Genomic DNA, 21,500 nt, shown 5'->3' on the forward strand with positions numbered 1-21,500 from the left:
TGCGGGGGCGAGGAACCCAGGTCTTGAGAGGCTGGGGGCGGGACAAACTTCGACAATTGGATTATGACAGGGGACGGTGTTTCGTCCTGCCAGCCGACGGTTCCGCTCTGCTACCGATAATGCGTCGATGCCTTGAACGCGGCCGGGTCGTCGGCGGCGAGCGCGCCAGAAAATTCGGGAATCCGCACCACAAGCATCATTGCCCAGAACAGCGGCCAGTCCGTCGGGCGGCAGAACTCCTTGCCCACGGCCTGCGCTGTCTGGCGGTTTTCCTTGAAGGACGTCGCCACGGCGCGATAAGCGAGGCCGAGCTTCGAGCGATGCGGTTTCCTGCGTTGCTCCATCTGCGCGTACTGGTAGCCCTTGTTGCGCCTGACGTCCCAGATGAACCCCAATCCCTCATAGGCGTGGATCGAGACGGCCCTGGGCGCAACCTCCATGGCGACGCCGTCCTTCAGCATGGCATGCTGGCGCAGATGCGAGCTGACGAAGGGACCGTGATCGGCCTCGAAGCGATGGCGTTCAAGCACCTGGCGCCGGTAGAGCGCGCCATTGTTGCTGGCATGAATGACCTGGCCATGGCGGTTGCGGCGCTCGATGAAGCCGCGGTCGAGCAGCGACATCACCCTTTTCATCATGTTCTCTTCGCCGTAGCTGGTCCGTCCGGAAACCGCGCCCAGCTGCGGGTCCTTCTCGACGGTTTCGTACAAGGCCGCCAGCCATCCCGGCCGCGGCAGACAGTCGGCCTCGACCACCGCAACCAGGTCATGACGGCAGTATGCGAGTGCGGCGTCCTTCAACTGCGAGGACTCGTCGCTGTCATGCGTCGCGACGGTCACCGACGGGCAGAGCCAGGCGGATTTGCCGGCGAACTCGGCCTCGATTTCCGAAGTATGGCTGCCTGAAGTCTGGCCGCTGGGCAGCATGATGACGATTTCGCCGGGAATGCCCTGGCGGTCCTGCGCATAGGCCTGCAGCGAGCGCCGCAATTCCGCGTCGCCATCCGCGGTCAGATAGTCGGAAACGATGATCAGGCTGACCGGCAGCACCGGAGATATTCTTTCAAGCAAGCCGCCGATCCTTCCTAACGACTATGTGGAAGTATGCCTTGTACCACATAGCGGACAGCGGTGCGTAGTGTCGCCTCATCCTCGTCGAGACGATTGGTGAGAAGATGCTTCCAGGCGAAGGAGGCGATCAGGTCGGCGACGAGCGCGGCGTCGACATCGACTGCCACCTCGCCGCGCGCCTTGGCGCGTTCGATCATCTGGCCGGTATGGGAGCGGCGGCCTTGCGAATACTCGGCAAGGGCCGCTCCGGCGGCCGGGTTTGACTGCGCCTCGGCGATCAGCGATCTGAAGACGCTGCCCGACGATGTCTCGCGCCAATGCGAAAACAGGCTTTTGAGGAAGCCGACGAGGTCATCCTCGATGTTGCCGGTGTCGGGACTGTCGACACGTTTGCCCCGCTGATAGATTTCGAGCAGCAGGGCTGCCTTGCTCGGCCACCAGCGATAGACCGTGGGTTTGCCGGCCCGCGCCCGCCGGGCCACGGCTTCGATCGAAAAGCCGGCATAGCCGGCCTCGACCAGCACCGCTTCGGCGGCGTCGAGAATGGCCTCGGCGCTGTCGGGGTTGCGTCGCGCGCCGATCGACTTGCGCCCGGGATCGGCGTCTTCGGCCATTCCTGTCATCCTCGCCAACAATTTCGCCGGCAATCATATGCGAGCTGGCGATGAAACGAAACGGCCCGTTCCACCAACAGCCATCATGCTGACAAATCGTCCGGTGCGGAAGTGGCGGAAACCGGAGCCCCCCGCCCCGGCCGGTTGCGAAAACGCCCTTGCACCGGCGCGTCGTATCGGGCAAACCGGCCTGCCCCCAAGCGTTTTCCCGCCCGAGGTCCCCATGTCCACGACGATTTCGCCGCTCGCGCCGAAGAAATATCCCAAAATGCCCGCGGTCGAGGGCGTGCGCATCGCCACCGCCGAAGCAGGGATAAAGTACAAGAACCGTACTGACCTGCTGGCCATGGTCTTTGATCCCGGCACCACAGTGGCCGGCGTCTTTACCAGGTCGAAATGCCCGTCGGCGCCGGTCGATTTCTGCCGGCAGAACCTGGGGCAGGGCAAGGCGCGCGTGCTCGTCGTCAATTCCGGCAACGCCAATGCCTTCACCGGCAACAAGGGGCGCGCCTCCACGGCAATGACCGGCGAGGCGGCGGCCAAGGCGGCAGGATGCACGCCAGGCGAGGTGTTCCTGGCCTCCACCGGGGTGATTGGCGAGCCGCTCGATACCGGCAAGTTCAGCCATTTGCTCGCCGGGCTGGTCAAGGACGGGAAGCCAGAGTTGTGGACCGAAGCCGCCAGGGCGATCATGACCACGGATACCTATGCCAAAGTGGCGACCGCGACCATCAAGCTCGGCGATGCCGACGTCACCATCAACGGCATTGCCAAGGGCGCCGGCATGATCGCGCCCGACATGGCGACGATGCTCTCCTTCATCGCCACCGATGCGCCGATCGCAGCACCGGTGCTGCAGGATCTGTTGTCGCGCGGCACGGCCAAGACCTTCAACGCGGTCACCGTCGACAGCGACACCTCGACCAGCGACACGCTGCTGATGTTCGCCACAGGTGCTGCCGCCAGGCGCGGCGCGCCTTTAATCAGCGATCCCAGGGATGCACGCCTCGGCGCGTTCCGCCGCGCGCTCGGCAAGGTGCTGAAATCGCTGGCGTTGCAGGTGGTGCGCGACGGCGAGGGTGCGCGCAAGCAGGTCGAGGTCACCGTCACCGGGGCGAAATCGGCCCGCTCGGCCAAACGCATCGCGCTCTCCATCGCCAATTCGCCGCTGGTCAAGACGGCGGTCGCCGGCGAGGACGCCAATTGGGGCCGCGTCGTCATGGCCGTCGGCAAGGCCGGCGAGCCGGCCGACCGCGACCTTCTGTCGATCTGGTTCGGCGACAACAGGCTGGCGCATGAGGGCGAGCGCGACCCTGGCTATTCAGAAGAGGCGACATCGGCCTATATGAAGCGCGACGAAATCCGCATTCGCGCCGATATCGGCCTCGGCCGCGGCAAGGCGACGGTGTGGACCTGCGACCTCACCAAGGAATATGTCGCCATCAACGGCGACTATCGTAGCTGAGGAATTTGGCGGAGCTGATGACATTGGTTTCCAGACATCCGGCAAGCATGCTCGCCATCGTGCGCCGCTACGAGGCCGCAGGCTTTCGCGCCTGGCCGGCGGCGGCCGTCCACTATGACGGCACCTGGGTGGTGCGGCTGACGGCCGGCCACCCGGCCAAGCGGCTGAATTCGGTCAATCCCCTCGATCCGGGCGACATCCAGCACATTGCCGAGCGCATCGGCCGGGCCAGCCGCCGTTTCGACGCCTATGGCAGGCCGCTGACCTTCCGCATCTCGCCACTGTCGGGGCCTGATCTGTCCAGGCATCTCGACAAGGAAGGCTGGAGCATATTCGACGAATCGCTGGTGATGCGCCTGCCGCTGGCGGATGCGCAACTCGACCCGGCCATGGACCAGATCCCGTTGAAGGACATCAGCCGCTTCATCGGCGCATCGCTGAAGGTCAGCGGTTCCGACGTGGCGCTGCGCCCCGGCCTGTCCGAGATCATCGGCGCGATCCAGCCCGAGGCCGGGCTGTTCGCGCTCGAAGAGGGCAGCGAGCCGCTGGCAACGCTGATCTGCGTCCACGACGGCGATCTTGCCGGATTGTTCGAGATCGCCACCGACAGATCGGTGCGCAACCAGGGCCATGGCCGCAATCTTATCCTGTCGGCGCTGAAATGGGCGCGGCTGCGTGGCGCCCGCGAAGCCTGGCTGCAGGTCGAGGCCGGCAATGCGCCGGCGCTGGCACTCTACCGTTCGCTGGGCTTCGAAGAAGTCTATCGCTATCACTACCGCCGGCCGTCCGGCGCATGAGCGACGTCAAACCCGCCGGCAAGCGCCTGCTCCTGGTCGCAGCCTGCGCGCTGGTCGATGCCGACGGCCGCGTGCTTCTGGCGCAGCGGCCGCAAGGCAAGCAGCTCGCCGGTCTGTGGGAATTTCCGGGCGGCAAGGTCGAGCCCGGCGAGACGCCGGAACAGTGCCTCATCCGTGAGCTGCACGAGGAAATCGGCATCGAGACCGAAATCCCCTGCCTGGCGCCGCTGACCTTCGCCAGCCACTCCTACGATGATTTTCACTTGCTGATGCCGCTGTTCGTCTGCCGCCGCTTCCGTGGCATCGCCCAGCCGAAGGAAGGCCAGGTGCTGAAATGGGTTCGGCCGCGCCAGATGCGCGATTTTCCGATGCCCCCGGCCGACCCGCCGCTGGTTCAGTTCCTCATCGATCTGCTGTGAGCCGGATTGTTCACTGCCGGCCCTGTTTCACGCAGCGTTAATGAAAGATTTATCTTGCCGTGAAAAGTTGAGGCAAAGCGCCGATATCACCGGGAGCGATTGCATGAGCCTCGACAGGGACTGGGACTCGATCCGGCCCGACCGTTTCCGTAGCGCAAGCGAAGCAGGCATGGGCCTGCTGCGCATCACGCTGCTGTTCGGCTCGGCCGCGGTGGCTTTGGCCTTGTTCGCGACGCCTTACCTCGACAGCCGGACGAGATTGCAGTCCACGGGCGACGATTTTGCCGGTGGCGTCGACATGATGAGCACGGCTTCGATCGGTCAACAGGATACCTACACGCTGCGCAGGAGCGTGCTGCAGCCGCTGCCCGGTTCGGTCTGCGTAATACGCGGCAATGGCAGGCGCAGCGGCGACTGCTGATCAAGCGCGTCATGCATACCGTATCCCGAAACTGCCGGACTTTTTGAGCGATATGCATAGTTAACATATTTCGGGAAGGCCGCCGTTTCATCGCCTGTTAAGCCTGTGCCGTTAACCTTTCTTAACAGGTCGGCGCTAGGGTCGTGGCAAGCGGGATCGATGGCCATGAAAACACTGCTGCTGCGATTTTTGGAAGACGAGACAGGCGCCACAGCCATCGAATATGGGCTGATCGCGGCCGTACTGTCGCTCACCATCATTACCGGCGTCGGCACGGCCGCCAACGCGATCTCCTGGCTGTTCAGCGACAACAGCAGCAAGCTGGCCAATGCTTTCGCGAAGTGACCGCAACCGGATTATCGGTTGTTGGAACCCGGCCTGCGCCCTTCGGGATTTTCCAAGATCGTCTTGAGCGAGACCTTGGCCGAGCCCGGCTTCAGCGGCTTTTGCTGCGAGGCATCTGGTGCCCAGCCGGACATCCAGACGATCGGGAAACTTGTCCTGATGCGACTATCGGCGTCCGCGAACCGCTCGGCGTAGATTTCGGCGGCACGGGCAAACAGCTTTCGCGTGCCCGGCCGGCGGCTGCGATCGACGAGCGCGCTGGTCTCGCCCATGGCCCGCAAATCCGCCATCAGGCCAAACAGGGTTGCGTAGCGCACCGTGACCGTCTCGACATCGGCGACCGGCAGGGCGAAGCCGGCACGCTGCAAGAGCGCGCCGGCGTCGCGCACGTCGGTGAACGGGATGACGCGCGGGCTGGCGCCGCCGTAAAGCTCGGTCTCGGCTGCCAGCAGGCTTTCGCGCAGTTCGGATAGCGTGCCGGCTCCGGCAAAAGCGCCGAGGAAAAGACCGTCAGGCTTCAGCGCGCGGCGGATCTGCACCAGCATGCCGGGAATGTCGTTCATTGCCTGCAGCGACAACAGGCAGACAACGAGGTCGAGGCTTTCCGGTTCGAACGGCACGGTTTCCAAGGATGAAACCAGTCCGGCCTCGCCATTAAGGAAAGCCGCGTCCGCCTCGACGCGCACGATATCCGCCACCTTGCCGCTTGCCGCGAGCAGGTCGGCGGCGGCCGGCGTCTGACAAAACAGGACGGCCGCCCTGTTAAATTTGCGCTCGACGGCGCCCAGCCGGTCGGCAAGGTCCTCGGCCGCCCGGCGCATCAGGAAATCCGCGCCGCTGACAGGGTGGGCCAATGCCCGGCGCTTGTGCGCCAGCCAGAGCGGAATGTCGATTATAGGTTGCAACGGGCAGGTTCCTGTTTTCCCGCGCTTGGATATAGTGACGCGGAGGAGCAACCACGTGGCCGATCCTATGCCAGATATCAAGCGTATTGCGATCAAGGGTATTGCTCGAAAGGCATTGGGCTGGCCGGCGCGCATCCTGTTTCCGCCGGTCTGCGCCGGCTGCCGTCGCCATGTCTCGCAGCCAGGCGTGCTGTGCGGCGCCTGCTGGCCGAAACTCAGGCTTCTGGAGCGGCCCTGGTGCCCGGTGATGGGCACGCCGTTCACCCATCAAATGGGCGACGGCTTCCTGTCCGCCGAGGCGATCGCCGAGCCGCCACCGTTCGAGCGGGCGCGGGCGGCGGTGGCCTATTCCGGTGTCGCCCGCCAGATGGTGCAAGGGTTGAAATACCAGGATCGCACCGATCTGGCGCCATGGATGGCGCGCTGGATGCTGCGCGCCGGCGCCGAATTGATCGCCGAGGCCGACGTGGTCGTGCCGGTGCCGCTGCACTGGCGGCGCTTTTTCAGGCGCCAGTTCAACCAGTCGGCGGAACTCGCAAGGGCGGTGTCGCAGCTTGGCGGCCGGCCTTTCGCGCCCTCGGCGATCCGCCGTGTCAAGCTCACCCGCCAGCAGGTCGGGCTGGAGCGGCAGGAGCGCGAGGAGAATGTGCGTGCCGCATTCAGAGTGCCCGGCGAGGCGGAGATCGAGATCGCCGGCCGCCGGGTGCTGCTGATCGACGACGTCTATACCACCGGCGCCACCGTGCGGGCGGTCGCCAAGGCGCTGAAGAAGGGCGGTGCCGGCTCGGTCGACGTGCTGACCTTTGCGCGCGTGCTGCCGGGGGACTTTCGGGCGGACGAGTCCGCGACTATATAAGTTCTGGAAAAGGCAGGACTGCTGACCCGATGGTCGATGTGACGATCTATACGCGGATGATGTGCGGCTATTGCACTGCGGCCAAGCGGCTGCTCGAGCGCAAGGGCGTGACCTACACCGAACATGACGCGTCCTTCTCGCCGGAACTGCGCCAGGAGATGATTTCCCGCGCGCGCGGCCGCTCGACCTTTCCGCAGATTTTCATCGGCGATACGCATGTCGGCGGCTGCGACGATCTCCATGAACTGGAGGCGCAGGGCCGGCTGGACGGATTGCTGGCCAACGGCTCGGCGAATTTGAGGATATGACCATGGGTGCTTTCAAGGCGGCGGCGATCCAGATGCGTTCGGGCACCAGCCCGGAGCGCAATGCGGTCGATATCGAGCGGCTGGTGCGGGAGGCGGCAGGCCAGGGCGCGACCTACATCCAGACGCCGGAAATGACCGGTGCGCTGGTCCGCGACAGCCGAGCGCGGGCCGCCTCCTTCACTTCCGAGGACAAGGACATCATCGTCGCGACCGCGCGCAAGCTGGCGAAAGAACTCGGCATCTTCCTGCATATCGGCTCGACCGCCATCCTGCGCGCCGACGGCAAGCTCGCCAACCGCGCGCTTCTGTTCGGTCCGGATGGCGCTACGCTGGCCACCTACGACAAGATCCACATGTTCGACGTCGATCTCGACAATGGCGAGAGCTGGCGCGAATCCGCCGCCTACGAGCCCGGCACCGAAGCTGTCGTCACCGGGATCGACGGCGCGAAGCTGGGCTTCGCCGTCTGCTACGATCTGCGCTTTCCGCAGCTCTTCCGCGCCGAGGCGCTGGCCGGCGCCGACCTGCTTTCCGTGCCCGCCGCTTTTACCCGGCAAACCGGCGAGGCGCACTGGCATGTGCTGCTCAGGGCACGCGCCATCGAAAACGGCGCCTATGTCGTGGCCGCGGCGCAGGGCGGACTGCACGAGGATGGCCGCGAGACCTACGGCCATTCGCTGATCGTCGATCCATGGGGCCGCATCGTCGCGGAAGCGGCGCATGACGAGCCTGCGGTGATCGTTGCCGAGATCGACCCGGCGCAGTCGCTCGCTGCACGCAAGAAGATCCCCAACCTCAGGAATGCGCGCGATTTTGCCGTCAACTCCGGCTCGGCCTCGGCACCGCCTCTCAGGGGTGCGGCGTCTTGATCCGCTTTTCCCTGATTTGCGATCACGACCACGAATTCGAAGCCTGGTTCCGCAGCAACGACGATTTCGACACCCAGAAGAAGCGCGGCTTCGTCGATTGCCCCACCTGTGGCTCGCACAAGGTGCAGAAAGCGCTGATGGCGCCTGCCGTCTCGACCGGGCGCAAGCAGGAAAAGATCGCGCTCGCCATGGGCGATGCGCAGAAGCAGGCGCTGGCGCAATTGAAGGCGATGGCCGAGAAGGTGCGCGAGAACGCCGACTATGTCGGCGACAAGTTTGCCGAGGAAGCGCGCAAGATCCATTTCGGCGAGAGCGACCCGCGCGGCATCTATGGCGAGGCGACGCTTGAGGAGGCAAAAAGCCTCGCCGAGGACGGCGTCGAGTTCATGCCGATCCCAAGCTTTCCCGACGACCGCAACTGAGTCAGCCAATTTCCCCGAACTGGTTCATTCCCCCGGCCGCTTTTGCTGGTCACCTCGCCGTGATCGAGGAAACACAATGAAGTTTCTCTGGGATTCGGCGCTCGGCCTTTTGGTCGTCACCGGCGGGCTGCTCGGCCTGACGTTGCCGTTCGGCAAGCTGGCCACGGCGGCGGGCGTTTCGGCCGTGGTCTGGGCTTTCGTCATCTCGTTCGGCGCCGGCAGCGTGCTTTTGTGCGCCTTGCTGCTCAACGGGGAGCGCATCCGGCTCAGCCCGCACAGGCTGCGCTATTTCTTCGTCACCGCGGCGGTGTCCTACGCTATCCCCAATCTCTTGATGTTCTCGGCCATTCCGCATCTTGGCGCCGGCTATACCGGCATCATGTTCACGCTGTCGCCTGTCATTACGCTGATGTTTTCGATCCTGCTCGGCGTCAGGCGCCCCAATCTGCTCGGCGTCGTCGGCATCGCTGTCGGCTTTGTCGGTGCGGTGATGGTGGCGGCGACGCGTGGCGAGGCCGGCCGGCCGGCCGAATTTTTCTGGGTGGCGATGGGGCTGCTCATCCCGGTCAGCCTTGCCGTCGGCAACATCTACCGCACGGTTGACTGGCCCGAAGGCACCGGCCCGATCGCGCTCGCCGCCGGCAGCCATCTGGCGTCGGCCGTGATGCTGCTTGCAGGCATCCTGGCCTTGCTGGGCGTCGGCGCATTCGGCTCGCTCGGCGGTGTGCCGCTGGTGACCGTTGCGCAGATGGCTTCAGCCGCGGCGATGTTCGCGGTCTTCTTCCGGCTGCAGGCAGTCGGCGGTCCTGTCTATCTCAGCCAGATCGGCTATGTCGCGGCGGCGGTCGGGTTGCTTGCCGGAACCATCTTTCTCGGCGAGCACTACCAATTGCTGACCTGGGCGGGCGCGGCCATCATCACCGCCGGCGTGTTCATCACCACGAAGGCGCAAAGCCAGACGGTTTGACGTTCTCGTTGACCGTGATCCAAGGAGCCAAGCCATGACCGAATCCAGCATCGCCGATTTTCGGGCTGCGATGCGGCTGATCGTCGGCAATGTCAGCGTCATTACCGCCGGTATTGGCGAGGACCGCTCCGGTCTTGTCGTCATCTCGGTGGTTTCGCTCTCGGCCGAACCGCCAAAGGTGATCGCCTGCGTCAACCGGTCTTCGTCGACCTGGCCGCTGATCGAGCGTTTCAGGCATTTCGGCGTCAACTCGCTCGGCCCCCAGCACCAGCGCGTCGCCGAGCGGTTCTCGGGTTTCGGCGGCATCAAGGGCAAGGATCGCTACGAAGGCGCCGAGTGGATAACGCTGAAGACGGGAGCCGCGCTGCTGTCGGATGCGGTGGCCGCCTTCGATTGCAGCCTCGACGAAATGATCGACCGCGGCACGCATTCGATCATCATCGGTTCGGTGGAGGCGGTAAGGACGTGCGACGCCGGCCAGGCGCTCATTTACTGGCGCGGCGGCTATCGCCCGCTCGACGCCTGAACACCAAGAGACCTGCTCAGACGGATCCCTTCTCCGCCAGCACCATGTAGTTGACGTCCATGTCCTTCGACCGCTGCCAGCGGTCGGCGAGCGGGTGATAGACGACGCCGGTGCGGTCGATGATGGTCAGCCCGGCGCCGGCGAGCGCCTTTTCGAGCTCTTCGGGGCGCACCAGCTTGCCGAACTGGTGAGTGCCGCGCGGCAGCCAGCGCAACACATATTCGGCGCCGATGATGGCCAGGCCCAGCGCTTTCAGCGTGCGGTTGATGGTGGCGACGAACATGATGCCGCCCGGCTTGACCATCTCGCCGCATTTGGCCACGAACAGGTCGATGTCGGCGACATGTTCGACCACTTCCATGTTGAGGATGACATCGAACTTCTCGCCGGAATCGGCGAGATCCTCGGCCGTCGTCGCGCGATAGTCGACGTTCACATTGCCTTCGGCGGCGTGCAGCCTGGCCACTTCGATATTGGTGGCGGATGCGTCGGCGCCGACCACTTCGGCGCCAAGCCGCGCCATCGGCTCGCACAAAAGTCCGCCGCCACAGCCGATGTCGAGGAAGCGCAGGCCTTCGAACGGGCGTGCTGTGCGCGGGTCGCGGCCGAAGCGCGCCGCCACCTGGTCGCGGATATAGGCAAGCCGGATCGGATTGAACTTGTGCAGCGGACGAAACTTGCCGTTCGGGTTCCACCATTCGGCGGCAAGAGCGGAAAAGCGCTCCACTTCTCCGGCATCGATCGTCGATCGTCGGGGCTCTGGCATGGCGTGGTCTCCCGCAGCTCAAAAGTTCAGAGCGCGGTCGGACGCAAAACCGCTTTTGCTGATCGCGCTCTGGTGCGCTAGGAAGTCGGGCGTGAGGGCGGGAAAGTCAAGGCAGCAATTTTCGCTGCTGTCAAAGTGATGGCTCACAAGACGGAACTGCCACGTTGGCGACCGTGCCCTGTCAGGACATGTCAGCTTGTCATGCCGAGCGAGGAAACAAATTGCCCGGGCAGACGAAGAAAGCGACATTGCTTCCAGCGCGAGGAGGCCATGATGCGAACCGTAGCTTCGATCCTTTGGCGCCGGCTTGACCTGGAAGGTCACGACGCCTGCCGGCTTTTGGAATCGGATGCCGGGCGAAGCCTCAGCGGGCAGGCCCTTTTCATCCAGGACGGCAAGCCATGCAGCATTGCCTATCGGGTGGAGTGCGATGCCGGCTGGCATGCGCGTTCGGCGTGTGCCGATGGCTTTATCGGCATGCAAGAGTTGCATTATGCGATTGAACAGCTTGACGACGGCAGATGGACGCTGAACGGCGAACCTCAAGCGGATGTTGCCGGTCTCATCGACGTCGATCTTGGCTTCACACCCGCCTCGAACCTGCTGGCCATCCGCCGTTTCGATCTCGGCGTCGGCGGCGCGACGCCTGCTCCGGCAGCCTATCTGACGTTCCCCGAGCTCAAGCTCGTACGCCTCGAACAGACCTATCGACGCCTCGATGAGGCCCGCTACGCCTATGCTGCGCCGCTCTACGATTATAACGAGGTTCTGGAAGTCTCGTCGCTTGGTTTCGTTGTCGACTATCCGGGCCTGTGGAAGGAGGCGGCGCGGCTGGGTTGAGCGGCACCGGGTATGTGCCTTGCGAAACCGTCATCATTTGGCTAAGGAGGCCGCGCAATCAGCGACCCGGCCCAACCGGACGCTTTCTCTCCGCTTTTTCGGCCTTCGGTCCGGCATCCAGTCAAAGGCATTTCGCTTCCATGGCGCGCATCGTGATGAAATTCGGCGGAACCTCCGTCGCCGACATCGCCCGCATCCGCAATGTGGCGCGCCATGTCAAACGCGAGGTCGATGCCGGCCATGAGGTCGCGGTGGTGGTCTCGGCGATGGCCGGCAAGACCAACGAGCTCGTCCAATGGACGCGCGAAGCCTCGCCCATGCACGATGCCCGCGAATATGACGCCGTCGTCGCCTCCGGCGAACAGGTGACAGCAGGTCTTTTGGCGATCACGCTGCAGAACATGGGCGTGCATGCCCGATCCTGGCAGGGCTGGCAGATCCCGATCAAGACTGACAACGCGCATGGCGCGGCGCGCATCCTCGACATCGACGGCGCATTTTTGATCAGGCGTTTCGGCGAGGGCCAGGTGGCGGTGGTCGCAGGCTTCCAGGGCATCGGGCCGGACAACCGCATAGCCACGCTAGGCCGCGGCGGCTCGGACACCAGCGCCGTCGCCATCGCGGCGGCTGTGAAGGCCGACCGCTGCGACATCTACACCGACGTCGACGGGGTCTACACCACCGATCCGCGCATCGAGCCGAAGGCGCGGCGGCTGGCCAAGATTTCCTTCGAGGAAATGCTTGAAATGGCCTCGCTCGGCGCCAAGGTCCTGCAGGTGCGCTCGGTCGAGCTTGCCATGGTGCACAGGGTGCGTACGTTCGTGCGGTCGTCCTTCGACGACCCCGACGCGCCCGGAATGGGGGATTTGGTCAATCCGCCCGGAACGCTCATTTGCGACGAGGAAGAGATCGTGGAACAGCAGGTCGTCACCGGAATTGCCTATGCCAAGGACGAAGCGCAGATTTCGCTGCGCCGTGTCGGCGACCGGCCGGGCGTTGCCGCCGGCATCTTCGGGCCGCTGGCCGAGGCCAACATCAATGTCGACATGATCGTCCAGAACATCTCCGAGGACGGCAAGTTCACCGACATGACCTTCACCGTGCCATCCGGCGATGTCGACAAGGCGCTTGCCGTGCTCGAGCGGCTGAAGGCCACGATCGGTTACGACGTCGTGCAATCGGAAGCCGGTATGTCGAAGGTCTCGGTCATCGGCATCGGCATGAGGAGCCATGCCGGCGTCGCCGCCACCGCCTTCAAGGCACTGGCCGACCGCGCCATCAACATCCGCGCCATCACGACATCCGAGATCAAGATTTCGATATTGATCGACGGTCCCTATACCGAACTTGCGGTTCGCACTTTGCATTCCGTCTACGGTCTGGATAAGCAGTAGCGAGAACTTGAGTCAGTTGTTGCGTGAGCGCCGGCCGCGGGGGAAACTGCGCCGGCTGACATGCCATTGGAGAAGAAGCCGCGATGCGTGATACGGCCAGTGGCCCGCGCGTTTTGCTGAAACGGCTCCGCGAGCTCATGCAGGAGCCGCTGGAGCCGCAGGAGCGGCTCGACCGCATCGTGCGCGACATCGCCTCCAACATGGTTGCCGAAGTGTGCTCGCTCTATGTGCTGCGCGCCGATTCGGTGCTCGAACTCTATGGCACCGAGGGTCTTAACCCGAACGCCGTTCACCTGGCGCAGCTGAGGCTGGGGCAAGGCCTCGTCGGCACGATTGCGGCCTCGGCGCGGCCGCTCAACCTCTCCAACGCGCAGGAACACCCCGCCTTCGCCTACCTACCGGAGACCGGGGAAGAGATCTACAATTCCTTCCTTGGCGTTCCGGTGCTGCGGGCAGGGCGCACACTTGGCGTGCTGGTCGTCCAGAACAAGACCATGCGCCACTATCGTGACGACGAGGTCGAGGCGCTGGAAACCACGGCGATGGTGATCGCCGAGATGATCGCCACCGGCGATCTGGCGCGGTTGACCCGGCCTGGGCTCGAGCTCGACCTGCGCCGCCCGGTGAGCTTCACCGGCCTGTCCTTCAATGAGGGCGTCGGGCTTGGCCATGTCGTGCTGCACGAGCCGCGCATCGTCGTCACCAATTTGTTCAACGAGGACAGCGAGGAGGAAGTCAGGCGGCTCGACACATCGCTTGGTTCGCTCAGGCTCTCCATCGACGACATGCTGGAACGCCGCGATGTCGCCTTCGAGGGCGAGCATCGCCAGGTGCTCGAAGCCTATCGCATGTTCGCCAACGACAGCGGTTGGGTGCGGCGGCTCGAAGAGGCGATCCGCAACGGCCTGACGGCGGAAGCGGCGGTCGAAAAGGTGCAGAGCGACATGCGTGCCCGCATGATGCACATGACCGATCCTTACCTGCGCGAGCGAATGAGCGATTTCGACGATCTCGCCAACCGGCTGCTGCGCCAGCTGATGGGACGTGGGCCGGACGATGTCGTGGCCTCGCTGCCGAAGGATGCCATCATCGTCGCCCGCTCGATGGGGGCCGCCGAGCTGCTCGATTACCCCAGGGACAAGCTGCGCGGCGTGGTGCTGGAGGATGGTGCCGCGACCAGCCATGTCGTCATCGTGGCGCGCGCCATGGGCATTCCGGTCGCCGGCCAGATGAAGGGCGCCGTTTCCATGGCGGAAAACGGCGACGCCATCATCGTCGACGGCGAGGAAGGCCTCATCCATCTGCGCCCGCAGCCCGATCTCGAAGCCGCCTATGCCGAAAAGGTCCGCTTCCGGGCGCGGCGGCAGGAGGTCTACCGTGAGTTGCGCAAGAAGCCGTCGGTGACCAAGGACGGTGTCCAGGTCGATCTGCTGATGAATGCGGGCTTGGCCGTCGACCTGCCGCAGCTTGCCGAGGCGGGCGCGGCCGGCATCGGCCTGTTCCGCACAGAACTGCAATTCATGGTCGCCTCGACCTTTCCCCGCGCCGAGGCACAGGAAAAGCTCTATCGCGACGTGCTCGACGCGGCGCGCGGCAAGCCGGTCACCTTCCGCACCATCGATATCGGCGGCGACAAGGTGCTGCCCTATTTCAAGGGAGCAATCCAGGAAGAGAACCCGGCGCTCGGCTGGCGCGCGATCCGGCTGACGCTCGATCGGCCGGGCCTGCTCAGGACCCAGATCCGCGCGCTTCTGAAAGCCTGCGGCGGGCGTGAATTGAAGCTGATGCTGCCGATGGTGACCGAGCTTGGCGAGATCGCCCAGGCGCGCGAGATCATCGACCGCGAGGTGCGGCATCTGTCGCGTTTTGCCCATCATCTGCCGACCAGCCTGAAACTCGGTGCCATGCTGGAAGTGCCGTCGCTGCTGTTCCAGCTCGACGAACTGATGAAGGCGGTCGATTTCGTCTCGGTCGGCTCGAACGACCTGTTCCAGTTCGTCATGGCGGTCGATCGCGGCAACACGCAATTGTCCGACCGCTTCGACACGTTGTCGACGCCGTTCCTGCGCGTCTTGAAGCAGATCGCCGATGCCGGCGCGCGCAATCACACGCCAGTGACGCTGTGCGGCGAACTCGCCGGAAAACCCATATCCGCGATGGCGCTGATCGGCCTGGGTTACCGCTCGATCTCGATGTCGCCGGCCTCGATCGGTCCGGTCAAGGCGATGCTGACGGAACTGCCGCTGGACGAATTGCAGGCATTCTTCGAAGACAATCTGATGGCGCCGGCCCAGGGCCTGCCGATGCGGGCATTGCTGCAAGCCTTTGCCGACGACCGCTCGATTCCGTTGTAGTACCCCACCATGATCAACCTGCCCCGCGACCGCATGGATCAAGTCGTCAAGCGTTTCGACATGCTCGAGGCGCAGATGTCAGCCGGGCCGGCGGCGGACGCCTATGTCCGGATGGCGTCGGAATATGCCGACATCCAGGAGATGGTGGCCAAGATCAGGGCGCTGCGCGCCGCCGAGCACGAACAGGCCGACCTGGAGGCAATGCTTGCCGACAAGGGCACCGATGCCGAGATGCGGGCCTTGGCGGAGGCCGACCTGCCCGGGGTCGAGGAACGCATCGAGGCGCTGCGGAAGGACATCCAGATCCTGCTGCTGCCCAAGGATGCCGCCGACGACAAGAATGCCATCCTCGAAATCCGCGCCGGCACCGGCGGCGACGAGGCGGCGCTGTTCGCCGGCGACCTGTTTCGCATGTATGAGCGCTACGCAGCGGCCCGCGGCTGGCGTTTCGAGACGGCATCGGCCAGCGAGGGCGAGGTCGGCGGCTACAAGGAAATCATCGCAACCATTTCCGGCAGGGGGGTCTTTGCCCATCTGAAATTCGAGTCCGGCGTGCACCGCGTGCAGCGCGTGCCGGAGACCGAGGCCGGCGGGCGCATCCACACCTCGGCGGCGACGGTCGCGGTGCTGCCGGAAGCGGAAGAGGTCGACATCGACATAAGGGCGGAAGACATCCGCATCGACACGATGCGTGCCTCGGGTTCCGGCGGCCAGCACGTCAACACCACCGATTCGGCGGTCCGTATCACCCATCTGCCGACCGGTATCATGGTGGTGCAGGCGGAGAAGTCGCAGCATCAGAACCGGGCGAAGGCGATGCAGATCCTGCGGGCCAGGCTTTACGACCTGGAGCGCGGCAAGGCGGATGAGGAACGCTCGGAATCGCGCAAGTCGCAGGTCGGCTCGGGCGACCGCTCGGAGCGCATCCGCACCTATAATTTCCCGCAAGGCCGGGTCACCGACCATCGCATCAATCTGACGCTCTACAAGCTCGACCGGGTGATGATGGGCGAGCTCGACGAGATCGTCGACGCGCTGATCGCCGACCATCAGTCGAAGCTGCTCGCCGACATGGGCGTCGATGGCTGACACTTTGCCTGATACACTCGGGCCGCTGCTGCGGGCGGCGCGGCAACGCCTGACAGAAGCCGGCGTGACCGATCCAGCGCTGGACGCCAGGCTGATCGTCGAGCATTTTTCCGGCACGACCCGCACGCAGGCCATCGCCGATCCCGGGCGCAAGGTCGGTCTCGACGCGCTTGCCGCTATCGATGCCGCCTTGGAGCGGCGCATCTCCGGCGAGCCGGTGCATCGCATCCTCGGCTATCGCGAATTCCACGGCTTGCGCCTGTCGCTGTCACCGGAGACGCTGGAGCCGCGGCCGGACACCGAAACGCTGGTCGAAGCGGTGCTGCCCTTCGTGGAGGCGACGGCGGAACGCCAAGGCGAATGCCGCATCCTCGACCTTGGCACCGGCAGCGGCGCCATCGCACTGGCGCTGCTCAGCGCCGTTCCTGGCGCGATTGCCACCGGCGTCGATATTTCCCAGGACGCGCTGACGACCGCCATGCGCAATGCCGGGGATCTGGGGCTCGCCGGCCGGTTCAAGGCGCTTCAATCCGACTGGTTCGAAAAAGTTTCGGGTCGGTACCATGTAATTGCCGCAAACCCTCCCTATATACCGTCGGGAGACATTGAAAATCTGCAGGACGAAGTCCGCGATTTCGATCCGCGCCATGCCCTCGATGGCGGCGTGGACGGTCTGAGCCCTTACAGGATCATCGCCGCCGAGGCGGCAGCTTTTTTGGATCTCAAGGGCAGAATTGCGGTCGAGATCGGCCATACGCAGCGCAACGAGGTCACGGATATCTTCTCTACAGCCGGCTATGGGCTGGCGGGGATGTTTCGTGATCTTGGCGGAAATGACAGGGTTCTGATCTTTGAACATGGGTTCTGATCGTGGAGCTGACAAAGCCGTGATGCAGTGCGAAAAAACCGCTTGGCAATGCCGGGGAATGCGGCTAGGGTCGCCTTAACCGGATGAGACGAAGCAGGCAGTGCTCTTAGCGATTCGGTTTTCCTTGGAAATAGCTGCCTTCTTGCGCAAACGACGCCCAAGCTTCGTGCGGGAATCGTCCGGCAAGTGATGTAACCGGAACAGGATGACACGTGGCGCCAACGCAATCGATGCGGGCGAACGCCGGTGAAGAAACGAAACGGCTGGCTGCATGAGCGCCTCCGTTCGTGAGAGTTGTTCGAAAATTTCAAAATATTTCAAAATGAAGAGAGTCGGATGAGGCCACAACAGCAGAACAGGCGCATGCGCGGTCGCAACAACAACGGCGGCGGTGGCAACAACAATAACAACAACAACCGCAAGGGCCCAAATCCCCTGACGCGCAACTACGAGAGCAACGGCCCGGACGTGAAGATCCGCGGATCGGCTCAGCAGATCGCCGAAAAATACGCAACCCTTGCCCGTGACGCGCAAAGCTCCGGCGACCGGGTGATGGCGGAAAACTACCTTCAGCACGCCGAGCACTACAATCGCATCATTGCTGCCGCGCAGGCGCAGATGCCGATCCAGAACGCGCAGCAGAACCGCGACGATTTCGACGATGACGGCGACGAAGATCGCGATGAGTTCGACAATGCCGGCGAGGCTTCGGTTCCAGCGGTCAACCATGGCGCCGGCCCGCAGCCGGTTATCGAGGGCACGCCGGCCGAGCTGGCGTTCAATCAGGAAAACGGCCGCGACAATCGTGACAGTGGGCGCGACAATGGTGGGCGTGACAACAACGGTGGTCGCCATCGCGACCGTCGTCCCAATGTCGGCAACGGCCAGCGCGGCGAGTATGGTTCGCGTGGCGAGCAGCGCAGCGATCAGAACCGGCGCAACGAGACGCCGGTACAGGCGGAAGCCATTTCCCAGGCCGAAACTGGTTTCGTGCCCCAGATCGAAACCGGTTTCGTGTCCCAGGCGGCCGAACCCGCGCCTCAGTTCGAGAATTTTTCGCCGGCTGCTCTCGCCGCACAGGCCGAGCTGAACGAAGCGACCGCCGATAATGGCGCTGCGCGCCGCCCACGGCGTCCACGGCGTCCGCGTGTCGATGCCGACCGGGAGGCCGTCCAAGCGGCAGACCAGACAGATAGCGTTAGCGACAATTCCGGCTCCGGCGAAGTGGGCACGCCGATTGAAGGCGGTGGCGAAGCTGTCGTTGCCGACACCGACAACCGATAGAACAGGGCTTTCGAACCCGGCTTTGAAGACGGGTTAGAGCCAATCCAAGTTAGAGCATCCTTTACCCTGAACGGCGGAGAGAAATCTCCGCCGTTTTCGTTTTGCGTGGCCGTGGAATATTATGCACCCACCACTATCGAGACGTCTTGAGGGTCCATGGCTGGCGCCCCATATCTCGCGTGAACAGGACCCGGCTCGAATGGGCGGGTCCGTCACCGCAATCTGATCCGGTGCCGCCAAGCGGGCCGGTGACGGAAGGGAGACAGATATGAACCTTGAAAAATATTCCGAGCGCGTGCGCGGCTTCATCCAGTCCGCGCAGACCATGGCGCTCTCGCGCAGCCACCAGCAATTCACCCCCGAGCATATTCTCAAAGTCCTTGTCGATGACGAGGAGGGCCTGGCCGCCTCGCTGATCGAGCGCGCCGGCGGCAGCGTTCGCGATGTCAAGCTTGGTGTCGAATCCGCACTCGAAGCGATGCCCAAGGTGGAAGGCGGCAATGGCCAGCTTTACCTGGCGCAGCCGCTGGCGAAGGTGTTTTCGACGGCCGAGGAACTGGCCAAGAAGGCTGGCGACAGCTTCGTCACGGTCGAGCGGTTGCTGACGGCGCTGGCGGTCGAGAAGTCCGCCAAGACCGCCGACATCCTGGCCAAGGCCGGCGTGACCGCGCACGCGCTGAACCAGGTGATCAACGACGTCCGCAAGGGCCGCACCGCCGATTCGGCGAGCGCCGAACAGGGCTATGACGCGCTGAAGAAATACGCGCGCGACCTCACCGCTGATGCCCGTGCCGGCAAGCTCGACCCGGTCATTGGCCGCGACGACGAGATCCGCCGCACCATCCAGGTGCTGTCGCGCCGCACCAAGAACAATCCGGTGCTGATCGGTGAACCCGGCGTCGGCAAGACGGCGATCGCCGAGGGGCTGGCGCTGCGCATCGTCAATGGCGACGTGCCGGAATCGCTGAAGGACAAGCAGTTGATGGCGCTCGACATGGGCGCGCTGATCGCCGGCGCCAAATATCGCGGCGAGTTCGAGGAGCGGCTGAAGTCGGTGCTTTCAGAAGTTACCTCCGCCGCTGGCGGCATCATCCTGTTCATCGACGAGATGCACACGCTGGTCGGCGCCGGCAAGGCCGATGGCGCCATGGATGCGTCGAACCTGTTGAAGCCGGCGCTGGCGCGCGGCGAGCTGCACTGCGTCGGCGCGACCACGCTCGACGAATACAGAAAGCATGTCGAGAAGGACGCAGCCCTTGCCCGTCGCTTCCAGCCGGTTTTCGTCGACGAACCGACGGTGGAAGACACCGTCTCGATCCTGCGCGGCCTGAAGGAAAAATACGAGCAGCACCACAAGGTGCGCATCTCGGATTCGGCGCTGGTCTCGGCGGCGGCGTTGTCCAACCGCTATATCGCCGACCGGTTCCTGCCGGACAAGGCGATCGACCTTGTCGACGAAGCCGCGTCGCGGCTCAGGATGCAGGTCGATTCGAAGCCCGAAGCACTGGACGAGGTCGATCGCCGCATCATGCAGCTCAAGATCGAGCGCGAGGCGCTGAAGGTCGAAAAGGACGATGCCTCGAAGGACAGGCTTGCCCGCCTCGAGAAGGAGCTGTCCGGCCTCGAGGAGGAATCGGCCGAGATCACCGCCAAATGGCAGTCCGAAAAGCAGAAGCTCGGGCTTGCCGCCGATCTCAAGAAGCAGCTCGACGAGGCGCGCAACGAGCTCGCCATTGCCCAGCGCAAGGGTGAATTCCAGCGCGCCGGCGAGCTTGCCTATGGCAAGATCCCGGAACTCGAAAAGAAGCTGACGCAAGCCGAGGCCCAGGACGGCAAGGCCGGCATGGTCGAAGAGGTGGTCACGCCCGATCACGTCGCCCATATCGTGTCGCGCTGGACCGGCATTCCGGTCGACAAGATGCTGCAAGGCGAGCGCGACAAGCTGCTTCGCATGGAAGACGAGATCGGCAAGCGCGTCGTCGGCCAGGGCGAGGCGGTCCAGGCCGTTTCCAAGGCGGTGCGCCGTGCCCGCGCCGGCCTGCAGGATCCGAACCGGCCGATCGGCTCGTTCATGTTCCTCGGGCCGACCGGCGTCGGCAAGACCGAACTGACCAAGGCGTTGGCGAACTTCCTGTTCGACGACGAGAGCGCCATGGTGCGCATCGACATGTCGGAATTCATGGAGAAACACTCGGTCGCCCGGCTGATCGGCGCGCCTCCCGGCTATGTCGGCTATGAGGAAGGCGGCGCGCTGACCGAAGCGGTGCGGCGCCGGCCCTATCAGGTCGTGCTGTTCGACGAGATCGAGAAGGCGCATCCCGATGTCTTCAACGTGCTGCTGCAGGTGCTCGACGACGGCCGCCTGACCGACGGGCAGGGCCGCACGGTCGATTTCCGCAACACGCTGATCATCATGACGTCGAACCTCGGCGCCGAATATCTCGTCAGTCTCGGCGAGGACCAGGACGTCGATCAGGTGCGCGATGAGGTGATGAGCGTGGTGCGGGCATCGTTCCGGCCGGAATTCCTCAACCGCGTCGACGAGGTGATCCTGTTCCACCGGCTGCGCCGGCAGGATATAGGCCGCATCGTCGAGATCCAGCTCAAGCGGCTGGAAAGCCTTCTCGTCGACCGCAAGATCGCGCTTTCGCTGGATCAGGAGGCGATCGACTGGCTGGCGGCCAAGGGCTACGACCCGGCCTATGGCGCGCGGCCGCTGAAGCGGGTGATGCAGAAGGAACTGCAGGATCCGCTGGCGGAAAAGATCCTGCTCGGCGAGATCCTCGACGGCTCGACCGTCAAGGTCACCGCAGGTTCCGACCGGCTGAATTTCCGCTCGAAGCCGACGATGGTGGCGGCGACCGAGGCGGCGGCCTGAGCTCAGGCCGTCTCCTGAGAAAAGTGTCGGAGCGCCGCGCGTT

General features: G+C 64.3%; 22 protein-coding genes. 18 read left to right on the forward strand and 4 right to left on the reverse strand.

Features of this window, described 5'->3' with window-relative positions:
• Positions 1-110: 110 nt before the first annotated feature.
• Together MESS4_RS07735 and MESS4_RS07740 are read right to left on the reverse strand one after the other, a co-directional pair.
• Positions 111-1,070: a glycosyltransferase gene (locus MESS4_RS07735; RefSeq protein WP_244441072.1), complete on the reverse strand. Its 960-nt coding sequence runs from the start codon at positions 1,068-1,070 to the stop codon at positions 111-113.
• Positions 1,071-1,084: 14 nt separating this feature from the next.
• Positions 1,085-1,684: a TetR/AcrR family transcriptional regulator gene (locus tag MESS4_RS07740; RefSeq protein ID WP_006328557.1), complete on the reverse strand. Its 600-nt coding sequence runs from the start codon at positions 1,682-1,684 to the stop codon at positions 1,085-1,087.
• A gap of 223 nt (positions 1,685-1,907) precedes the next feature.
• On the opposite strand from MESS4_RS07740, the gene argJ reads away from it, so the two are divergent.
• From argJ to MESS4_RS07765, 5 genes are all read left to right on the forward strand, one after another.
• A complete protein-coding gene (gene argJ / locus MESS4_RS07745; protein ID WP_006328558.1) occupies positions 1,908-3,149 on the forward strand; it encodes a bifunctional glutamate N-acetyltransferase/amino-acid acetyltransferase ArgJ in 1,242 nt (413 codons plus the stop codon).
• Positions 3,150-3,196: 47 nt separating this feature from the next.
• Positions 3,197-3,946: a GNAT family N-acetyltransferase gene (locus MESS4_RS07750; protein WP_006328559.1), complete on the forward strand. Its 750-nt coding sequence runs from the start codon at positions 3,197-3,199 to the stop codon at positions 3,944-3,946.
• On the forward strand, positions 3,943-4,365 hold the full coding sequence (locus MESS4_RS07755) for a (deoxy)nucleoside triphosphate pyrophosphohydrolase (RefSeq protein WP_006328560.1): 423 nt from the start codon (positions 3,943-3,945) through the stop codon (positions 4,363-4,365). The genes MESS4_RS07750 and MESS4_RS07755 overlap by 4 nt, the downstream gene beginning before the upstream one ends.
• A 103-nt stretch (positions 4,366-4,468) precedes the next feature.
• The gene (locus tag MESS4_RS07760; protein WP_006328561.1) at positions 4,469-4,786 is read left to right on the forward strand and encodes a hypothetical protein; all 318 of its coding nucleotides are present in this window, start codon (positions 4,469-4,471) and stop codon (positions 4,784-4,786) included.
• 165 nt (positions 4,787-4,951) lie between these two features.
• Positions 4,952-5,131 (forward strand): Flp family type IVb pilin, encoded by a 180-nt coding sequence (locus MESS4_RS07765; protein WP_036240868.1) that lies wholly within the window; start codon positions 4,952-4,954, stop codon positions 5,129-5,131.
• A gap of 11 nt (positions 5,132-5,142) precedes the next feature.
• On the opposite strand, the gene MESS4_RS07770 is transcribed toward MESS4_RS07765, so the two are convergent.
• Complete coding sequence (locus MESS4_RS07770; RefSeq protein ID WP_006328563.1) at positions 5,143-6,036, reverse strand: methyltransferase domain-containing protein; 894 nt, start codon at positions 6,034-6,036, stop codon at positions 5,143-5,145.
• A 55-nt stretch (positions 6,037-6,091) separates the two neighbouring features.
• On the opposite strand from MESS4_RS07770, the gene MESS4_RS07775 reads away from it, so the two are divergent.
• From MESS4_RS07775 to MESS4_RS07800, 6 genes are all read left to right on the forward strand, one after another.
• Positions 6,092-6,892 (forward strand): ComF family protein, encoded by an 801-nt coding sequence (locus MESS4_RS07775; RefSeq protein WP_006328564.1) that lies wholly within the window; start codon positions 6,092-6,094, stop codon positions 6,890-6,892.
• Positions 6,893-6,921: 29 nt separating this feature from the next.
• On the forward strand, positions 6,922-7,200 hold the full coding sequence (gene grxC / locus MESS4_RS07780) for a glutaredoxin 3 (protein ID WP_006328565.1): 279 nt from the start codon (positions 6,922-6,924) through the stop codon (positions 7,198-7,200).
• A 2-nt stretch (positions 7,201-7,202) separates the two neighbouring features.
• Positions 7,203-8,069: a carbon-nitrogen hydrolase family protein gene (locus MESS4_RS07785; RefSeq protein WP_081609663.1), complete on the forward strand. Its 867-nt coding sequence runs from the start codon at positions 7,203-7,205 to the stop codon at positions 8,067-8,069.
• A complete protein-coding gene (locus MESS4_RS07790) occupies positions 8,066-8,491 on the forward strand; it encodes a DUF1178 family protein (protein WP_006328568.1) in 426 nt (141 codons plus the stop codon). The genes MESS4_RS07785 and MESS4_RS07790 overlap by 4 nt, the downstream gene beginning before the upstream one ends.
• Positions 8,492-8,567: 76 nt before the next feature.
• Positions 8,568-9,458, forward strand: a complete 891-nt coding sequence (locus MESS4_RS07795) for a DMT family transporter (RefSeq protein WP_006328569.1) — start codon at positions 8,568-8,570, stop codon at positions 9,456-9,458.
• Positions 9,459-9,492: 34 nt separating this feature from the next.
• A complete protein-coding gene (locus MESS4_RS07800) occupies positions 9,493-9,984 on the forward strand; it encodes a flavin reductase family protein (protein ID WP_006328570.1) in 492 nt (163 codons plus the stop codon).
• Positions 9,985-10,000: 16 nt separating this feature from the next.
• Here the strand turns inward: MESS4_RS07800 and ubiG are convergent, their stop codons facing one another.
• The gene (gene ubiG / locus MESS4_RS07805; RefSeq protein WP_006328571.1) at positions 10,001-10,750 is read right to left on the reverse strand and encodes a bifunctional 2-polyprenyl-6-hydroxyphenol methylase/3-demethylubiquinol 3-O-methyltransferase UbiG; all 750 of its coding nucleotides are present in this window, start codon (positions 10,748-10,750) and stop codon (positions 10,001-10,003) included.
• Between the two features lie 273 nt (positions 10,751-11,023).
• On the opposite strand from ubiG, the gene MESS4_RS07810 reads away from it, so the two are divergent.
• The 7 genes from MESS4_RS07810 to clpB all read left to right on the forward strand — a co-directional run bounded on the left by MESS4_RS07810 (position 11,024) and on the right by clpB (position 21,457).
• Positions 11,024-11,590, forward strand: coding sequence for a putative glycolipid-binding domain-containing protein (locus tag MESS4_RS07810; protein WP_006328575.1), 567 nt, complete (start codon positions 11,024-11,026; stop codon positions 11,588-11,590).
• A 140-nt stretch (positions 11,591-11,730) separates the two neighbouring features.
• Positions 11,731-12,984, forward strand: coding sequence for an aspartate kinase (locus tag MESS4_RS07815; RefSeq protein ID WP_006328577.1), 1,254 nt, complete (start codon positions 11,731-11,733; stop codon positions 12,982-12,984).
• 83 nt (positions 12,985-13,067) lie between these two features.
• Positions 13,068-15,338, forward strand: coding sequence for a phosphoenolpyruvate--protein phosphotransferase (gene ptsP, locus MESS4_RS07820; RefSeq protein WP_006328579.1), 2,271 nt, complete (start codon positions 13,068-13,070; stop codon positions 15,336-15,338).
• Positions 15,339-15,347: 9 nt separating this feature from the next.
• Positions 15,348-16,427, forward strand: a complete 1,080-nt coding sequence (prfA, locus tag MESS4_RS07825; RefSeq protein ID WP_006328581.1) for a peptide chain release factor 1 — start codon at positions 15,348-15,350, stop codon at positions 16,425-16,427.
• Positions 16,420-17,295, forward strand: coding sequence for a peptide chain release factor N(5)-glutamine methyltransferase (prmC, locus tag MESS4_RS07830; protein WP_006328583.1), 876 nt, complete (start codon positions 16,420-16,422; stop codon positions 17,293-17,295). Before prfA ends, prmC begins: the two co-directional genes overlap by 8 nt.
• Positions 17,296-17,631: 336 nt before the next feature.
• Complete coding sequence (locus MESS4_RS07835; protein ID WP_036240871.1) at positions 17,632-18,579, forward strand: DUF4167 domain-containing protein; 948 nt, start codon at positions 17,632-17,634, stop codon at positions 18,577-18,579.
• 268 nt (positions 18,580-18,847) lie between these two features.
• On the forward strand, positions 18,848-21,457 hold the full coding sequence (clpB, locus tag MESS4_RS07840; RefSeq protein ID WP_006328586.1) for an ATP-dependent chaperone ClpB: 2,610 nt from the start codon (positions 18,848-18,850) through the stop codon (positions 21,455-21,457).
• Positions 21,458-21,500: the final 43 nt, after the last annotated feature.

The sequence above is a fragment of the Mesorhizobium sp. STM 4661 genome (assembly GCF_000359125.1).
GTDB lineage: Bacteria > Pseudomonadota > Alphaproteobacteria > Rhizobiales > Rhizobiaceae > Mesorhizobium.

What these genes read in the sequence shown, in the direction of transcription:
- MESS4_RS07740 (WP_006328557.1), bottom strand. Translation starts at nt 1,684, where the DNA reads ATGGCCGAAGACGCCGATCCCGGGCGCAAGTCGATCGGCGCGCGACGC.
- argJ (WP_006328558.1), top strand. Translation starts at nt 1,908, where the DNA reads ATGTCCACGACGATTTCGCCGCTCGCGCCGAAGAAATATCCCAAAATG.
- MESS4_RS07750 (WP_006328559.1), top strand. Translation starts at nt 3,197, where the DNA reads ATGCTCGCCATCGTGCGCCGCTACGAGGCCGCAGGCTTTCGCGCCTGG.
- MESS4_RS07755 (WP_006328560.1), top strand. Translation starts at nt 3,943, where the DNA reads ATGAGCGACGTCAAACCCGCCGGCAAGCGCCTGCTCCTGGTCGCAGCC.
- MESS4_RS07760 (WP_006328561.1), top strand. Translation starts at nt 4,469, where the DNA reads ATGAGCCTCGACAGGGACTGGGACTCGATCCGGCCCGACCGTTTCCGT.
- MESS4_RS07765 (WP_036240868.1), top strand. Translation starts at nt 4,952, where the DNA reads ATGAAAACACTGCTGCTGCGATTTTTGGAAGACGAGACAGGCGCCACA.
- grxC (WP_006328565.1), top strand. Translation starts at nt 6,922, where the DNA reads ATGGTCGATGTGACGATCTATACGCGGATGATGTGCGGCTATTGCACT.
- MESS4_RS07785 (WP_081609663.1), top strand. Translation starts at nt 7,203, where the DNA reads ATGGGTGCTTTCAAGGCGGCGGCGATCCAGATGCGTTCGGGCACCAGC.
- MESS4_RS07795 (WP_006328569.1), top strand. Translation starts at nt 8,568, where the DNA reads ATGAAGTTTCTCTGGGATTCGGCGCTCGGCCTTTTGGTCGTCACCGGC.
- MESS4_RS07800 (WP_006328570.1), top strand. Translation starts at nt 9,493, where the DNA reads ATGACCGAATCCAGCATCGCCGATTTTCGGGCTGCGATGCGGCTGATC.
- ubiG (WP_006328571.1), bottom strand. Translation starts at nt 10,750, where the DNA reads ATGCCAGAGCCCCGACGATCGACGATCGATGCCGGAGAAGTGGAGCGC.
- MESS4_RS07810 (WP_006328575.1), top strand. Translation starts at nt 11,024, where the DNA reads ATGCGAACCGTAGCTTCGATCCTTTGGCGCCGGCTTGACCTGGAAGGT.
- MESS4_RS07815 (WP_006328577.1), top strand. Translation starts at nt 11,731, where the DNA reads ATGGCGCGCATCGTGATGAAATTCGGCGGAACCTCCGTCGCCGACATC.
- ptsP (WP_006328579.1), top strand. Translation starts at nt 13,068, where the DNA reads ATGCGTGATACGGCCAGTGGCCCGCGCGTTTTGCTGAAACGGCTCCGC.
- prfA (WP_006328581.1), top strand. Translation starts at nt 15,348, where the DNA reads ATGATCAACCTGCCCCGCGACCGCATGGATCAAGTCGTCAAGCGTTTC.
- prmC (WP_006328583.1), top strand. Translation starts at nt 16,420, where the DNA reads ATGGCTGACACTTTGCCTGATACACTCGGGCCGCTGCTGCGGGCGGCG.
- MESS4_RS07835 (WP_036240871.1), top strand. Translation starts at nt 17,632, where the DNA reads ATGAGGCCACAACAGCAGAACAGGCGCATGCGCGGTCGCAACAACAAC.
- clpB (WP_006328586.1), top strand. Translation starts at nt 18,848, where the DNA reads ATGAACCTTGAAAAATATTCCGAGCGCGTGCGCGGCTTCATCCAGTCC.